Genomic DNA, 16,019 nt, shown 5'->3' with positions numbered 1-16,019 from the left:
ACATAGAGACTATTTCAATTAAGCGTGAAGATCAGAAACTTCTTGTTCTTTCACTTCTTCTACTTTTTCGTTTACACGTTCAATAGTTGCACCTAATGCAGCTAATTTCTTATGGAAATCTACATAACCACGGTCAAGATGTTTTAACTCAGTTACACGAGTATAACCTTCTGATACTAAACCAGCTAAGATTAATGCAGCTGCAGCACGTAAATCAGTTGCGCCTACTTCAGCACCTTGTAAGCTGTTTGGACCGTTCATAATAACAGAACGACCTTCAATTTTAATATCAGCATTCATACGACGGAATTCTTCAACGTGCATAAAGCGGTTTTCGAATACCGTTTCTGTAATCATGCTTGTTCCATCAGCTTGTAGTAATAATGCCATCATTTGTGATTGCATGTCTGTTGGGAAACCTGGGTGAGGCATAGTTTTAATATCAACCGCTTTTAACTTATCTGGGCCGATAACACGTACACCTTCGTTTTCCTCAATAATTTTAACACCCATTTCTTCCATTTTCGCTGTAATTGAGCGTAAATGTTCAGGTACAGCATTTTCAATTAAGATGTCTCCACCAGTAATTGCTGCTGCAACCATGAATGTTCCCGCTTCAATACGGTCAGGAATAATAGAGTGGTTTGCACCATATAATTTATCAACGCCTTCGATACGAATCGTTCCAGTTCCAGCTCCGCGTACTTTCGCTCCCATCGCATTTAAGAAGTTAGCTAAGTCAACGATTTCTGGTTCTTTCGCTGCGTTTTCAAGAATTGTTGTCCCTTTTGCTAATGTAGCTGCAGACATAATGTTTTCTGTCGCGCCTACGCTTGGGAAGTCTAAGTAGATTTTAGCTCCTTTTAGTTCTCCCTCAACATATGCCTCAACAAAACCGTTACCAACCTGTACTTTTGCTCCCATTGCTTCGAAGCCTTTTAAATGTTGGTCAATTGGACGTGAACCGATTGCACATCCACCAGGAAGTGCAATACGAGCACGACCGTTACGTGCTAATAATGGTCCCATTACTTGAACAGATGCACGCATTTTACGTACATATTCAAATGGTGCTTCAATGTTTAGTTCTTTAGAAGAATCGATTGTTACTTGATTATTTTCAAATACGACTTCAGCATTTAAATGACGTAATACCTCATTAATTGTGTATACATCAGACAAAACTGGTACTTCAGATAGTACATTCTTTCCATCACTCGCTAATAGGGCTGCAGCGATTATAGGTAATACAGCATTTTTTGCGCCCTCAACACGCACTGTGCCGTTTAACCGCTTTCCGCCACGGACGATGATCTTTTCCAAATTATTCCCCTCCGTGTCCTTTTTTCAGTATCTATTCACTCAATACTCAGAAGTTATGATCGGTGTGCCAACCACAATTGTATCTTTGTTGTCTGTAGAACGTATTGCTATTTGCACATTTATTTTCTCTCTATTTGTTGAAAGAGCGTCATCCCACTTTTTATTGTATGCGGAGACTGACACAAATGCTCTTTCTTCTACTTGTTCGATCGCTCTTGCTGAAAGATCTTTCAAAACCTGATTGGTTTTATTTTGCAAAACACCTTCAATCTTATCATTCAGTACACCTTGAACACAAGTGTAAATTATAGGTTTTTCACTAAAAATTTTATTTACTTTTTGAACATACTTCGGGTCCCATTTCGCCCCACTTACTTCAAAGATAATGAAAGTGTTTTCTTTAGTATTTTCTTTACTCCAAGTTACTACTACTCGTTCTTCATGAGAAGCAAACTTTTTATAGGATGTAGCTTTATATCCATCTGGAGATTGCTCTACTTCCCACTTTTGAATATTTGCCTTGTCCTTCACATCGTTTAACAACTTTTGAAACGTATGTATATTAGAAATTGTTTTTGTTTCTCTAGCTAACCATGACCATTTTTCTACTTTAGCATCATTTTTCTCTAAAGCCTTAATCATGCTCTCCATTTTCTGTTCATCGCTTATCGGTTTCATCTCTCTATATCCAACCAAAAATAAAACAACACTAAGTGCAACAATAAGAATGGCTTTAAGCTTCAATTTCATCCCCTCCTATCCCCATTGTTAACGGAGATTTGAGGTTCTATACACTTACTTTACTAAATACGTTAAACTCTTCGAATAGCCTAAATAATCAAGGAAAAAGTTACTTACAGATGTCCCAATTGCAATTGTAATTAAGATGAGTAATACTCGCGTCTGCAGCACTTTTCCGGACTTCATTAAACGCTCAATGTGAATGCCTTGCAAAGCCCACCACGTAATGGTAATAAACAATAAATGCGAAACAATGGCAATCAGTGCTTGTTGCCCTAAAAGTTGTGCCAAAAAATCGACCCCTTTTTACTCAGCTACTACTTATGAAAGAATATAAAAACGATACCATAATAAGTAGGAGCCACACTTTTTCAAATGCACATAGACATCTTACATTTTACATCGTGATTTTCTTTCAAAAAACGTATATCTACATTACAAGTTAACACAAAATAAAAAGCGCAGAGTACTGACTCCACACCTTTTATTTTCACTATTGTACCACGTTCCCTAAGAAGAAGAAATCTTTCATTAATGGAAAATATTCATAAAAGAAATTGTACCCAATCATCGGCATAATCCCTAGTATTACAATCGAAATTGCACAAAGGCTCATAACAACCTTTATATTTAATGGTAACCGTATCCTCTCTTCTGTCTCTCCGGTGCGGAAAAACATTTGTTGTAAAATACGGAAATAATATACGAATGAAACAACTGTCGTACCCATCATAATCGAAGTTAGTACGTAATGTGCTGGCTCTACATGAAGCGCGCCTAAAAAGATGTTAATCTTTCCAATGAAGCCAGCCGTCCCTGGTATCCCGGCCAGCGATAAAATAAAGATTGTCATCATGATCGCTGCAAATGGTGATCTCTTATATAATCCGGTGAAAATCGTTATGTTTTCCTTATCGTTTTGTAAGATTAAGCCGTGGATAATGGCAAACGCGCCTATATTCATAAGCATGTATGCCAGCATATAAAACCACATGCTATCCAGCGTAAATGGTGATAATGCCACAAGTGGAACGAGCAAATACCCAGCATGCGCAATGCCTGAATAAGCAAATAAACGTTTTATATTGTATTGTTTTAACGCGACTACATTCCCAACAATCATCGTAATACTTGCTAGCACCGCAATATATATACTCATATGCCCATATAAAGACTGCATATCTCCTTGTATTAATACACTTGCAAAAACCATAAGGAACAAACGAATAATGAGTAGGAACCCAGCAATTTTAGAAATCGTTCCAAGAAAAGCGGTAACAGGTGTAGTCGCTCCTTCATACACATCAGGTGCCCACATATGAAACGGCACTGTGGCAATTTTAAATGAGAGACCGACTAGCAATAAAAGAAATGCGAGAGCTAGCAATAACTGAATACCACTAGCGAGCTCCCCAGTGAGTACCTTTTGCATATCTACAATGTTAGTTGAACCTGTAATACCGTATAAATAACTCATTCCGAAGAGCGTGATCGCCGTTCCAATTCCTCCGCTAATGACATATTTCATTGCCGCTTCATTTGATGCACGGTTCTTTTTTCGTATTCCTACTAAAATATAAGAAGAAAGTGAAAGTAACTCTAAACCAACGAAAAGGGTGATAAAGTCAACACTAGAAGCCATGAACATCGCACCAAGAAGTGCCATTAAAAATAAGTAATAATATTCGCCCTTATCTTCAATCGGATTCTTCTTATCATCGCTCATTGCGATGCATAAAATGAGAGCTGAGGCGCCTAATAACAACGTTTTAAACCCTTTTGAAAATCCATCTAACACAAACGATCCATTTAAAATATCTCCAGCTGGTTCGCTATATAGCGTAATTAATGACACAATTGCTAATACGATGGCAGCGATCGCACCAAGAGCTACATATCTATGGTTCAGCTTAAAAAACAAATCACATATGGACAGAAGGATGGCGGCCCCGAGAATAATAAATTCTGGCACCATTAGATGCCACGATAAGCTAAGTAACGTATTCATATCCATCCTACTTCACCCCCAATGTTTTCAATGTATTTTGAAGCGGATCCCCTAGTATCTCTGGCATAACTCCAATTGCAATAATACAAAAGATAAGTAGTAAAACAGGGACGTACTCCCATCCGTGTATATCAGATTTTGCTTCCCACTCTTTCTTTCCAAATGTCACTTGAAGTGTCGCTCTTAATACGTATACAGCAGTTAAAATGATGCCAATCACACCGACTGCAGCAATGACGGGCTCTCCTTGAAATAAACCGAGAAAGGCAAGAAATTCACTAACAAACCCAGACATCCCTGGTAATCCAAGCGATGCCATTCCTCCTGCTAAGAAGAAGCCGCTAAGTACTGGGACACTTTTTGCGAGTCCACCAAGCGCTGTAATTTCTGATGTTCCGAAACGTTGTTCTATAACACCGAGTAAGAAAAACAGTAAGGCTGCAATTAAACCGTGCGATACAACCTGGAATAACGCCCCTTGTGTACCCGGTGCATTAAGTGACGCAAGTCCCATTAACACAATTCCCATATGCGAAATACTAGAGTAAGCCAGTACTTTCCTAAAGTCCGTTTGGATGAGCGCTAAAAAGGCACCGTACAATAAATTAATTACACCTAATATCGCAATTAGCGTTGCAACATCGTGAAAATATTCCGGGAATAGCCCTTTTCCGAAGCGAATAATACCGTACGCTCCAATCTTTAGCAAAACACCAGCATGAAGCATAACTACAGCTGGATGCGCTTCTATGTGCACATTGACCATCCAACGGTGCAACGGAAAAACAGGTAGTTTAATTGCAAAGGCAATCATTATGAAAATAAATACACCAAGCTGCAAGCTACTTGGGATGATGAGTTCTCCTTCTGCACTTACGCTTCTTAATATCTCTTTCAGCTCCACAATATTTGTTGTACCTGTTTTCGCGAACAAAATTGAGAAAACAATGAGCAAAATAGCTGAGCCAATACCGTTATATATTAAATAACTATACGCAGCCTTTTCGCTCGATAATTTCCCCCACTTCCCAATCAATAAGAACATTGGTGGCAACGTAATTTCAAAGAAGATAAAAAACAACATTAGATTTTGAGCAGCAAAGACGCCGAGCATCCCTATTTCTAGCATGAGTAACAGCATATAAAATGCTTTTAAATTTCTTTTAATAGAAAAGGCTGCAATTGCTGCGAGCATCGCTAGAAGAGCCGTCAGCACCATCATAACAAGCGACAAACCATCAATACCGAGCTCGTAATAAATAGAAAACCACCTTTTATCCACCGCTGTAAAATCTCCGAACTTAATCCATTTCACCTTTTCATCAAATAGTGACAAGCTCTTTCCAGAAGCATATGTACAAGCGAGGACGATAGCGATTCCAAATGGAAGTGCCGTCCCAAATAAGCCAAGCGCCCGCACTGTACGCAATTCCTTTTTCGGTGTTAATACAAGCAAGAAAATTCCTAAAAGCGGGGAAAAAATGAAGAACGTTAACAACAAATCATTCATCGTAAATCCCCTCCTGTATAGAGCAAAATAATGACGAGTACAGCGAGCGAAACAGCCGTTACAGTACCGTACACTTGTACATTCCCGTTTTGAAGTTTCGATCCAAGATTACTTGTGCCTTTAACTACGCTTCCAATTAAAACTGCAATTCCCTCGACTACATACACTTCAAATAAGCGAAGCACATGAGCGATTCCTTTTGTAATAGGGATCACCGTCATGGTGTATAGTTCATCCACATAATATTTTTCTTTCAAAAGATTATAAAGCGAGGTTTCCGTACCCCCAGCCCAATCTCTAGAAATTGATTTCTTGCCATATATAAAATATGCAAGAGCGATTCCCGCAAATGAAACGAGCGTCGCAACAATCATAATCCAAACTGGCCCATGCGCTTCTTCAACCTTGAACCCTACATCTTTCGTCAACCAATCTCCGAGAAACGTACCGAACCATGGTGTATTTATATATCCTGCCACTACTGCGAGAACGCCGAGAACAATCATTGGATACGTCATAACGCGGGGCGACTCATGCACATCTTCCTTCGTCTTCGTTTCTCCGGTAAAGACAAGAAAGTATAGGCGGAACATATAAAACGCTGTCAAAAACGCCGCAATTACTGCTAAAGTAAATAAAACGTAATTGCCATTCATCCAAGTCGCCGCTAAAATTTCATCTTTGCTGAAAAAACCGGAAAGGAGCGGAACACCGCTAATGGCAAGGGTACCTATTAGAAATAACGTACCAGTTACTTTCATCTTCTTCTGTAAACCGCCCATTTTATTAATGTTTTGCGTATGCACTGCATGAATTACACTTCCTGCTGCCAAAAATAGTAGTGCTTTAAAAAAAGCATGTGTCGTTAAATGGAAGACACCGGCTACATAACCTGCAGAACCTAACGCAAGCATCATATATCCAAGCTGGCTAACTGTAGAATAAGCAAGTACTCTCTTTATATCTGTTTGCACGAGACCGATAGAGGCCGCAAAGATTGCAGTGAAAGCTCCAACGATTGCCACGGTCTGCATCGCCACTGTACTTGCTGAAAATAGAGGGAACATCGTCGCTACTAAATATACGCCTGCTGCAACCATCGTCGCGGCGTGAATAAGTGCCGAAACAGGCGTTGGCCCCTCCATTGCATCTGGCAACCACGTATGAAGCGGGAACTGACCAGATTTCCCCATCGCCCCGATAAAAATTAATATCGCTGTTATCGTAATCATGTAAGGAGGTAAATCCCCTGTATAAATCGCCCTAAATATTGCGTCATATTCAAAACTACCTGCGTACCAAAAAATTAAAATCATCCCGATAAATAAACCAACATCCCCAATACGGGTCATAATAAAAGCCTTTTTTGCAGCAGCCTTCGCTTCTTCTTTAAAGAAATAAAAACCGATAAGTAAAAATGAGCCAAGGCCAACTAATTCCCAAAATATATAAAGCTGTAATAAATTCGTTGATATAACAAGCCCTAACATCGCAAATGTAAAGAGTCCTAAATATGCGTAAAAAGTTGGTAATCGTTCATCACCTTTCATATAACCTTTCGAATACACATGTACAAGCAGACTCACAAGCGTAACGATAAATAACATTAAAGCTCCTAATGCAGTCACCTCAAAGCCGAATGATATATCCACATCTCCAGCTCTAAGCCACACCCACTTATGCTTCACGCTTGCTTCTGAAAACCTTTCTATTAACACAAGTACCGCAAGTATAAAGGAGAGAAAGACGAAAAAAATACTAAGTACGCTGCTTCCTTCTCTAATTTTCTTCCCGAATATAATAAGTAACAAAAACGAAACGAGTGGGAAAAGCGGTATGAGCCATGCATAATCGATCATTGTTTCCTTCCCCCTTTTTCGGTCACAATGCTATCCTTTGAGCGTATCCATTTCATCTACCTGAACTGTCGTACGATTACGATACAAAGCAATTAAAATAGCGAGTCCTACCGCCGCTTCTGCTGCCGCTACAGCCATCGTAAACAGTGAGAAAATTTGACCTGTTAAATTCGGAAATAGGCCTAATTTACTAAACGCCACTAAGTTTAAATTGGCAGCATTCAGCATTAATTCGATACAAACTAATACGATTACTGTATTCCGCTTTGTTAAAGCTCCAAATAGACCGATGCAAAACAAAATAATCGCAAGTGTTAAATATGCAGAAGCCGGAACGCTACTCATTGGAATCCTCCTCTTTCTCGTCCTTTTTCGCAAGTATAATCGCGCCAACGAGTGCTACAAGTAAAATAACTGAAGTTAGTTCAAATGGAATAATATATTTTGAATAGAGAAGCGTACCGATTTGAAGTGTGTTGTTTTCATGGAGAGGTAAACTTCCTTGTGTGCTTTCATTTGCAAAATCAACATTATTAACAGCGAAATACATAACCGCTCCAAATGCTACAACTGCAAAGAAGATAATCCATTTTCGAAGAGTAAGACGCGATTCATTTTCCGCGTTATGTTTCGTTAACATAATGCCGAAAATCATAATAATTGTGATTGCACCAGAGTAAAGTAAAATTTGTGCAACGCCTATAAATTCAGCTGATAAAAGAAAATACAAACCTGCAATGCTGAGAAATGTCAGAACGAGAGCTAGCATCATGTGCATAACTTTCGTTAAGTTCAACATAAGAACACCGCCGATAATTGCAGACAAGGATAGTATAAAGAATGCTACAAACTCGCCATTCATGCCTTATTCTCCTTCCTGACGTTTTCGTCGTTTTCGTCAAGCCACTGCAAATTTTTAAATAAGTCATCACGTGAATATTCCGCGAGTTCAAAGTTATTTGTCATGACAATTGCCTCTGTCGGGCAAACTTCTGTACATAAATCACAAAGAATACAAATTTCAAAATTAATATCATACGTGTCGATAATTTTTCCTTTTTTCGTAGGATCTGGATGTTTCTTTCCTGTTAACTGAATACAGTCTGTCGGACAAATGTTAGAGCATTGATTACAAACAATACATTTCTCCGGATAAAATTTTTGAATCCCCCGAAAACGGTCTGGCAACGGCAACGGCTGATTTGGATAATCATACGTTACCTTCTTCTTGCTCAAATTACTTAATGTATATTTTAATCCTTTAAATAGTCCTTTCATCTCTTACTGGCACCCCCCTCATAGATTAGAAGAATAACTCCTTAATCAATGCCGTTAAGAAAATATTTGCAAGTGCAATCGGCAATAATACTTTCCATCCAAACTCCATTAACTGGTCACCTCTTATACGTGGGAACGTAACGCGGAACCAAATTAATAGAAAGACTACACTGCTAAATTTCAAAGCAAACCATACGGCACCTGGGATAAATCCAAGAAACATGACTGGATTCCATCCTCCTAAAAAGAGCACTGTAATTAACGATGCCATCCCGAAGAAATATACGTACTCTGAAAGCATGAAAAACGCCCAGCGAAAACCTGAGTATTCCGTATGGTATCCAGAAACAAGTTCTGACTCCGCTTCTGGCAAATCGAATGGCGTCCTATTTAACTCTGCAACTGCTGCGATTAAGAAAACGACGAAGCCAATTGGCTGTACGAAAATGTACCAAACCTTCTCCTGCGCCGCTACAATCTCATTTAAATTCAGGCTACCAGCTAACAAAACGATACCAATTACACTCATTACGAGCGGAATCTCATAAGAAATCATTTGCGCCGCCGCACGCATCCCTCCTAAAAGGGAATATTTATTATTCGATGCCCATCCCCCAGTTACAACACCTATCGTCGTAATACCGGAAACAGCAATATAATAAAGTAGCCCGACTCCAATATCTGCAAATTGAAATTTATCAGTGAACGGGATAACTGCAAGCACCATAAATGCTGGTGCAAATGCAATGACAGGCGCTAATATAAACAGCGGTTTATCTGCTGCTTTCGGAATACTATCTTCTTTCAATAATAGTTTTAAAACATCAGCTACCGTTTGCAGTAAACCGAATCGGCCTCCAACCTGGTTTGGTCCAATCCGCCCTTGCATAAACCCCATCACTTTCCGTTCTGCCAAAATTCCATATGTAACGAAGCCAAGGACTGCAAATAGTAGAAGCACCGCTAATCCGAAAAAAATGAAGAAATTCGTCCAGCTTGAAGGTGATTGTAAGAGCGTCTCAATCATTAGCCATCAACCTCCCCAAGTACAATATCAACTCCACCTAAAATCGTAATTAAATTAGCGATGTTTTCACCTTTTAATAACTTCGGTAAAATTTGCAAGTTATAAAAAGATGGTCTACGAAACTTCAAACGGTACGGCTCTTTCTTTCCATCACTTGCGATATAACAACCAATCTCTCCGCGCGGCGATTCTATACGTACGAATGCTTCTCCCTTAGGTGCCTTAATAATTTTCGGTACTTTTGCCAGCACAGCTCCATCTTTCGGGAACTGTTGAACCGCTTGCTCAACAATCTTTAAAGACTCCTCGATTTCTTGCATTCGGCAAACGTAGCGATCCCAAGCATCTCCCACGCTTCCAACAGGAATATCAAAATCAAAACGATCATAAATCGAATATGGCTCATCTTTGCGAAGATCCCAGTTTACTCCAGTGCACCGCAAATTTGCTCCGCTTAAAGAATACGAAATCGCTTCTTCCGCGCTATATATACCAACGCCTTTCACACGATTTAAGAAAATCTCATTACCGCTAACAAGATCATGATAACCTGCCAATTGCTCTCTCATATACGGAACAAACTCTTCCACCTTTTCAATCCAACCATCTGGCGCATCCCACTTCACACCACCAACTCTCATATAGTTAAAAGTAAGCCGTGCCCCGCATAATTCATTTAATAAATTTATAATCATCTCTCGTTCACGAAACGCGTACAGAAACGGGCTGACCGCTCCTATATCAAGAAGATTCGTCCCCCACCAAACGAGATGGCTTGCAATTCTTCCTAGCTCCATCGCAAGTACTCGCAAGTATTCGGCACGCTCTGGAATTTCAAGCCCCATCATCGTCTCTACAGCATGGCAAATGACGTAATTATTCGTCATGGCTGATAAATAGTCCATTCGATCTGTATAAGGAATAATTTGCGTATACTGTAAGCTCTCAGCAATCTTTTCCGTCCCGCGATGCAAATACCCAATAACCGGTGTAGCTTCTTTAATAATTTCCCCGTCAATCTTAATTACGAGCCTGAACACACCATGTGTACTCGGATGCTGAGGTCCTACATTCAAAAGCATCTCTTCCGTGCGGATCATAGCTACACCTCCACATCATACGGTTCATAGTCTTTTCTAAGCGGATATCCTACCCAATCCTCTGGCATTAAAATACGCGTTAAATTCGGATGCCCTTTAAATACAATGCCGAGCAAATCGTACGCTTCTCTCTCCGGCCAGTCAGCCCCTTTCCAAAGCGCTGTCACAGACTCGACTTGCGGCGCTTCCCGGTCTAGTTTTACCTTCACCGCTACCGATTGTTTCTTGCCATATGAAAACAAATGAACATACACTTCCATATGTGTCACAAAATCCGTCGCATGTAGCTCTGACATATAATCAAAAGCAAGTCCCTCATGGAATCGCAGTGACTCCATCACTTCATAATATTTTGCGGGATCCACCACAAGAGTTGGCACATCCTTTGACAATTTATTAATATAGGAATCTACTAATGCACCCTCTCCTAACTTCTCCCTAATAGCCTCAACATACTGATTTAAATGCGGTTGATTTACGGACGGTTCTTCCTGCTTCGGCTCATCCTCTTTCTTACCTTCAGCTCCCTTTGTCTTCGCTCTTGCAGCCGCTGCTGCTTTCGCTTTTGCAGCTGCAATTGCCTTGGCCTTTTCATCTCCCGAATCCGCATCACCTTGCGAGGCTTTCTGCTTCGCTAATGCTGCCGCTTTTGCCTTGGCCGCCGCCACCGCCTTCGCCTTGGCTTTCGCTTTTTCTTCTTCCGTTACTTCTTCCGTCCCTTCTCTTTTCTGTTTCGCTAACGCCGCCGCTTTTGCTTTTGCTTTTGCTTTTGCTTTTGCTTTTGCAGCTGCTGCCGCCTTCGCCTTGGCTTTCGCTTTTTCTTCTTCCGTTACTTCTTCTGTCCCTTCTCTTTTTTGCTTCGCTAACGCTGCCGCTTTTGCCTTGGCCGCCGCCACCGCCTTCGCCTTGGCTTTCGCTTTTTCTTCTTCCGTTACTTCTTCTGTTCCTTCTCTTTTCTGCTTCGCTAACGCTGCCGCTTTTGCTTTTGCTGCCGCTGCTGCCTTCGCCTTCACTTTCGCTTTTTCTTCTTCCGTTACTTCTTCTGTTCCTTCTCTTTTCTGCTTCGCTAACGCTGCCGTTTTTGCTTTTGCTGCCGCTGCTGCACGTCGTTTTGCTTCTTCTATAGTAATATCATCATTTTTTGGTAGCGCTTTCTCTTTTTCTCGATCTTCTGCCTCAAGCTCACTTATTTCCGCCCCGTGTTTCGCTACAAGGCGTTTTCTCGCTTCTTCTTTTGCACGCCTAGCTGCTTCTTTTTTCAGATCCTCTAAATCTTTGTTTGGATTACTCATTTATTCGTCACCTGCTTCCCGGTCTTTGCTTCGTAACGAATTTTTTCTTTTAATTTATTAATTCCATAAATTAAAGCAGCCGGATTTGGGGGACAACCAGGAATATACACATCAACTGGTACGATTTGGTCTACACCTTTCACAACAGCATATGAATTTACATACGGACCACCTGCTGTCGCACAAGATCCCATCGCAATAACCCATTTCGGTTCAGGCATTTGATCATATAAACGCCGAACAATAGGAGCCATCTTCTTCGTTACTGTTCCCGATACAATCATGACGTCCGATTGCCTTGGTGAAGTTCGAAAAAATGACCCAAATCGATCTAAATCATAATGTGATGAGCCTACTCCCATCATTTCAATTGCACAGCACGCCAGTCCGAATGTCATCGGCCATAAAGAATTGCTCCTCGCCCATCCTTTCAACTGTTCCAATGTAGAAAAAAAGATATTTCGTTCTAATTCTGCTCGCTCATTTGGATGTAATTCCTCAAAATTTATAACCATTGTAACACCTTCTTTTTCCAAGCATACGCTAATCCAACTAGCAACATTACAACAAAGATGAGCATCTCAATTAATGCAAATAAACCTAGCTTGTCATACGCAACAGCCCAAGGATATAAAAATAAAGTTTCTACATCAAAGATCACAAACAATAAAGCGAAAATATAATAACGAGCATGAAACCGAATATTTGCATCGTGAAAAGGCTCAATTCCACTCTCATACGTCGTCGCCTTTGCTGCACTTGGTTTATTTGGGCGCAGCATCCTTCCTAATGTAAGAGCCACTACCGGCAGCAATATACCTAATAGCAAGAAAATCAAAACGATCATATAACTATTTTCATATACACTTGCCATTGTGAAACCCTCCCCCCTAAATTAAGAACAAGTTCACATAGTAAACAATATGTCCTAGTTGCAGTAATTATTATTTTTAAATTTTTCTAAATAATGCAACTATTCTAATCATTATAGCAAACTTCAAATTCCTATGTCGATATGTTGGGAGACAGAAACAAGAATTATTAAAATCTATCTTTACAACTTGCTATAATTGTGCAAAATAAATATAAAACTTATATATGCTTTTCAAGGAACCGTAGGTGATATAAATGAAAAAACAAACACATGTAAGTATTCTTATAAGCATTGTATTGCTGTCCATAACGCTTCACTACGTAGCGATGCCTTTTCTATATGAATACTCATTTCCTTTTCAGCTATTAATCGGAACGAGTACCCTATTAATTGATATTATCGCTTGTAGTTATATTCTTTACTTTTCAAACGTGAAAGAAGGGCTACCTCGTTTATTTTGGATCATATTATCTGTTGGAGCTCTCTCTTATTTTATCGGTGATATAGTCGTTGCCTATCAGCGTTTAATTGTAAAGGACTTCTATACGTTCGTTGATCCGTCTGATTTTTTTTACTTACTTTTTTTAGTTAGTTTTGCCTTTGCCTTTCTATACGAAATCATTTACAACCGAGATTTATTAGAAAAACTTTTTATGCTATGTGATATTTGTATTATCGTTACAGCCCAATTTACTTTAAGTTACTACTTACTTATTGAACGAACCATTCACATCTTTACAACATCCTATATCGACATATTTGTTCAACTTACCTATCCAATGGCTGATTTACTCTTTCTCTTAATAGGAATCAATCTTTTATTCAAACCACTATCCTTATTACCTAAAAAGGTTGGTGCGCTTCTTGGCAGTGCTTTAATTTTATATGCTACTACCGATGCGATTTATGCTTATATAAAATACTTCATACCAGAGTATTCTATGTTTACAGTTACTCCTTTCTATCAAGTAACCTTAGTACTAGTAGCAATTGCCTGTATTCTCCATACAAAAGAACCTGAAAAACAAGAACAAGTACTACTAACACTTAAAATTGGTGAAGCAATCCGATTATCATTACCGTATATTTCGGTAGTAATGCTTATTGTTTTTATATTAGTCGAATACGTTTTTGCGCCTATTATAGTAATCGGACTGATAATAACTTTCTCTTTCGTTCTCATACGTCATAGTTTAGTTCGAAAACAAAATAAAATATTATTGCTAGCTCAAATGCAATTCAACTCAGAACTCGAGAAACAAATTGAACTACGTACAGAAGATTTAGTAGAACAGAAAAATGAACTCTATCATAATCAACAAATGTTTAAATCTTTATACGAGCATCATCCAGATCCAATCTTCACATTAGATTTGTACGGTAATTTTCTCAAAGTAAATAACGCTGGTACTACTTTACTCGGTTATCAAACGAATGAATTATTAAACCAGCCTTACTACTCACTCATATACGAAGAAGATTTAGAAGAAATGATTAACGCCTTTCATCGTGTAAAAAAGGGATATTCTATCTCTTTAGAAATACGGGCGTACCATAAAAACAGAGATATTTACTACTTGCACGTTACCGCCGTACCGATCTTTTTAAAGGAGAAAATTTCTGGAGTTTATTTAATGATTAAAGATATTACGGAAAGCAAACAACAACAAGAACAAATTAATTTCCTAGCATACCATGATACTTTAACAGAGCTTGCAAATCGTCGTGCATTTCATAAACATTTAGAACAGGCAATTGCACGAGCAAAAGTATCGAAAAAGTCTTTTGCTGTTATGTTTCTCGACCTAGACCGTTTTAAAGTTATTAATGATACCCTCGGTCATCGAGTAGGAGACCTATTGCTTATCGCAGTAGCAAAAAGGCTCGAAAGAATATCAACATCAAATATGAAACTCGCGCGGCTAGCTGGAGATGAGTTCACAATCCTTATCGAGAATTACAAAAAAAAGCCAGATGTCCAAAAAATAGCTGATATGATTGTAGCGGCCATGAATGAGCCATTTGAAATCGAAAATCAACATTTACAAATCTCACCGAGTATCGGAATTGCAATATATCCTGAAGCAGGTGAAGATCCACTATCCATTTTGCAGCATGCTGATATGGCCATGTACGAAGCAAAGAATAAAGGAAAAAACGGTAGCTCTCTTTACACGAAAGAACTATATAAAAAAATGGAGCGAAAAGCTCGAATTGAAAAAGATTTGCCAATCGCTTTAGTAAACAAAGAATTTTATCTCGTTTATCAACCACAAATTGATACGACAACAAATAAAATTATCGGTGCTGAAGCTTTAATACGGTGGAAACACCCGCTATTAGGTGACATTTCACCATGTGAGTTTATTCCAATTGTAGAAGAGACGCCACAAGTAGTCCCACTTGGACATTGGGTATTACAAGAAGCTTGTCTCCAATTAAAAATATGGCATACCTTTGGCTACCAAAATTTAAAAATAAGTGTTAATTTATCTGCAAAAGAGTTCCGGCAAGATCAATTAATCGAAAACATTTCACAAATATTAAACGACGTGCAAGTCGATCCAAAATATGTAACCCTTGAGTTAACAGAAAGAATTGCAATGATTGACGAGAAAGAAACGTTATTAAGACTGAAGCAATTAAAAGAATACGGTATCCAAACTTCCATTGATGACTTCGGTACTGGGTATTCTTCTCTTGCTTATTTATCAATTTTTCCAATCGACACATTAAAAGTACCGAGAGAATTTACACAATTAGCTGATCATCGTCCTGAAGAACGAGCCATCGTTTCTACAATCCTTTCCCTCGCAAATACTTTAAATCTTTCAGTCGTTGCCGAAGGAATTGAAACCGAAAAACAGCTTAAGTTTCTGCAAAAACATAAATGTAAATATATGCAAGGTTACTATTTCAGTAAACCACTTACTAGCAATCAATTTATAAAGTTTCTACAAAAAAACCCCAGTATGAACAAATAATTCATACTGGGGGTTTTTTAGTG

Annotated in this window: 15 protein-coding genes; 1 reads left to right on the top strand and 14 read right to left on the bottom strand. The window is 39.0% G+C overall.

Translation table 11 applies throughout. The annotated features are described in order from the left end of the window. Window positions 1-18: 18 nt before the first annotated feature. The 14 genes from murA to nuoA form a co-directional block, all read right to left on the bottom strand. A complete protein-coding gene (gene murA / locus MRP26_RS12925; RefSeq protein ID WP_000411275.1) occupies window positions 19-1,323 on the bottom strand; it encodes a UDP-N-acetylglucosamine 1-carboxyvinyltransferase in 1,305 nt (434 codons plus the stop codon). A gap of 39 nt (window positions 1,324-1,362) precedes the next feature. After that, window positions 1,363-2,067: a YwmB family TATA-box binding protein gene (locus MRP26_RS12920; RefSeq protein WP_000767913.1), complete on the bottom strand. Its 705-nt coding sequence runs from the start codon at window positions 2,065-2,067 to the stop codon at window positions 1,363-1,365. Between the two features lie 51 nt (window positions 2,068-2,118). Continuing rightward, complete coding sequence (locus tag MRP26_RS12915) at window positions 2,119-2,355, bottom strand: DUF1146 family protein (RefSeq protein ID WP_000057889.1); 237 nt, start codon at window positions 2,353-2,355, stop codon at window positions 2,119-2,121. Window positions 2,356-2,557: 202 nt separating this feature from the next. Next, window positions 2,558-4,072 (bottom strand): NADH-quinone oxidoreductase subunit NuoN, encoded by a 1,515-nt coding sequence (gene nuoN, locus MRP26_RS12910; protein WP_346770925.1) that lies wholly within the window; start codon window positions 4,070-4,072, stop codon window positions 2,558-2,560. A gap of 7 nt (window positions 4,073-4,079) precedes the next feature. Continuing rightward, on the bottom strand, window positions 4,080-5,582 hold the full coding sequence (locus MRP26_RS12905) for an NADH-quinone oxidoreductase subunit M (protein WP_242806186.1): 1,503 nt from the start codon (window positions 5,580-5,582) through the stop codon (window positions 4,080-4,082). After that, complete coding sequence (gene nuoL, locus MRP26_RS12900) at window positions 5,579-7,441, bottom strand: NADH-quinone oxidoreductase subunit L (RefSeq protein ID WP_242806185.1); 1,863 nt, start codon at window positions 7,439-7,441, stop codon at window positions 5,579-5,581. Before nuoL ends, MRP26_RS12905 begins: the two co-directional genes overlap by 4 nt. Before the next feature lie 30 nt (window positions 7,442-7,471). Beyond that, window positions 7,472-7,786, bottom strand: coding sequence for an NADH-quinone oxidoreductase subunit NuoK (gene nuoK, locus MRP26_RS12895; RefSeq protein WP_000100079.1), 315 nt, complete (start codon window positions 7,784-7,786; stop codon window positions 7,472-7,474). Next, window positions 7,779-8,303: an NADH-quinone oxidoreductase subunit J gene (locus MRP26_RS12890; protein WP_001012812.1), complete on the bottom strand. Its 525-nt coding sequence runs from the start codon at window positions 8,301-8,303 to the stop codon at window positions 7,779-7,781. Before MRP26_RS12890 ends, nuoK begins: the two co-directional genes overlap by 8 nt. Beyond that, window positions 8,300-8,719, bottom strand: a complete 420-nt coding sequence (gene nuoI, locus MRP26_RS12885; RefSeq protein WP_000677191.1) for an NADH-quinone oxidoreductase subunit NuoI — start codon at window positions 8,717-8,719, stop codon at window positions 8,300-8,302. Before nuoI ends, MRP26_RS12890 begins: the two co-directional genes overlap by 4 nt. A gap of 25 nt (window positions 8,720-8,744) precedes the next feature. Continuing rightward, window positions 8,745-9,746: an NADH-quinone oxidoreductase subunit NuoH gene (nuoH, locus tag MRP26_RS12880; protein ID WP_000573426.1), complete on the bottom strand. Its 1,002-nt coding sequence runs from the start codon at window positions 9,744-9,746 to the stop codon at window positions 8,745-8,747. Beyond that, the gene (gene nuoD / locus MRP26_RS12875; protein ID WP_000621434.1) at window positions 9,746-10,846 is read right to left on the bottom strand and encodes an NADH-quinone oxidoreductase subunit NuoD; all 1,101 of its coding nucleotides are present in this window, start codon (window positions 10,844-10,846) and stop codon (window positions 9,746-9,748) included. Before nuoD ends, nuoH begins: the two co-directional genes overlap by 1 nt. Before the next feature lie 2 nt (window positions 10,847-10,848). Beyond that, window positions 10,849-12,138, bottom strand: a complete 1,290-nt coding sequence (locus MRP26_RS12870) for an NADH-quinone oxidoreductase subunit C (protein WP_242806184.1) — start codon at window positions 12,136-12,138, stop codon at window positions 10,849-10,851. Then, window positions 12,135-12,653 (bottom strand): NADH-quinone oxidoreductase subunit NuoB, encoded by a 519-nt coding sequence (nuoB, locus tag MRP26_RS12865; RefSeq protein WP_000236331.1) that lies wholly within the window; start codon window positions 12,651-12,653, stop codon window positions 12,135-12,137. The genes MRP26_RS12870 and nuoB overlap by 4 nt, the downstream gene beginning before the upstream one ends. After that, on the bottom strand, window positions 12,644-13,012 hold the full coding sequence (nuoA, locus tag MRP26_RS12860) for an NADH-quinone oxidoreductase subunit NuoA (protein ID WP_000179273.1): 369 nt from the start codon (window positions 13,010-13,012) through the stop codon (window positions 12,644-12,646). Before nuoA ends, nuoB begins: the two co-directional genes overlap by 10 nt. A 254-nt stretch (window positions 13,013-13,266) precedes the next feature. Here nuoA and MRP26_RS12855 point away from each other — a divergent pair, with 254 nt between their 5' ends. Beyond that, complete coding sequence (locus tag MRP26_RS12855) at window positions 13,267-15,996, top strand: putative bifunctional diguanylate cyclase/phosphodiesterase (protein ID WP_242806181.1); 2,730 nt, start codon at window positions 13,267-13,269, stop codon at window positions 15,994-15,996. The last annotated feature ends 23 nt before the right edge of the window (window positions 15,997-16,019 follow it).

It is taken from the genome of Bacillus sp. CCB-MMP212, from assembly GCF_022748145.1.
Taxonomy (GTDB): Bacteria; Bacillota; Bacilli; order Bacillales; family Bacillaceae_G; genus Bacillus_A; species Bacillus_A cereus.
The sequence above is the reverse complement of the archived record's forward strand: the minus strand, read 5'-3'. Positions and strand labels throughout refer to the sequence as shown.

Excerpts from the sequence above, each read along its gene's own strand:
- nuoK (WP_000100079.1), bottom strand. The coding sequence starts at position 7,786 with ATGAGTAGCGTTCCGGCTTCTGCATATTTAACACTTGCGATTATTTTG.
- nuoB (WP_000236331.1), bottom strand. The coding sequence starts at position 12,653 with ATGGTTATAAATTTTGAGGAATTACATCCAAATGAGCGAGCAGAATTA.
- MRP26_RS12855 (WP_242806181.1), top strand. The coding sequence starts at position 13,267 with ATGAAAAAACAAACACATGTAAGTATTCTTATAAGCATTGTATTGCTG.
- nuoI (WP_000677191.1), bottom strand. The coding sequence starts at position 8,719 with ATGAAAGGACTATTTAAAGGATTAAAATATACATTAAGTAATTTGAGC.
- MRP26_RS12870 (WP_242806184.1), bottom strand. The coding sequence starts at position 12,138 with ATGAGTAATCCAAACAAAGATTTAGAGGATCTGAAAAAAGAAGCAGCT.
- nuoD (WP_000621434.1), bottom strand. The coding sequence starts at position 10,846 with ATGATCCGCACGGAAGAGATGCTTTTGAATGTAGGACCTCAGCATCCG.
- nuoH (WP_000573426.1), bottom strand. The coding sequence starts at position 9,746 with ATGATTGAGACGCTCTTACAATCACCTTCAAGCTGGACGAATTTCTTC.
- nuoN (WP_346770925.1), bottom strand. The coding sequence starts at position 4,072 with ATGAATACGTTACTTAGCTTATCGTGGCATCTAATGGTGCCAGAATTT.
- nuoL (WP_242806185.1), bottom strand. The coding sequence starts at position 7,441 with ATGATCGATTATGCATGGCTCATACCGCTTTTCCCACTCGTTTCGTTT.
- nuoA (WP_000179273.1), bottom strand. The coding sequence starts at position 13,012 with ATGGCAAGTGTATATGAAAATAGTTATATGATCGTTTTGATTTTCTTG.
- MRP26_RS12890 (WP_001012812.1), bottom strand. The coding sequence starts at position 8,303 with ATGAATGGCGAGTTTGTAGCATTCTTTATACTATCCTTGTCTGCAATT.
- MRP26_RS12905 (WP_242806186.1), bottom strand. The coding sequence starts at position 5,582 with ATGAATGATTTGTTGTTAACGTTCTTCATTTTTTCCCCGCTTTTAGGA.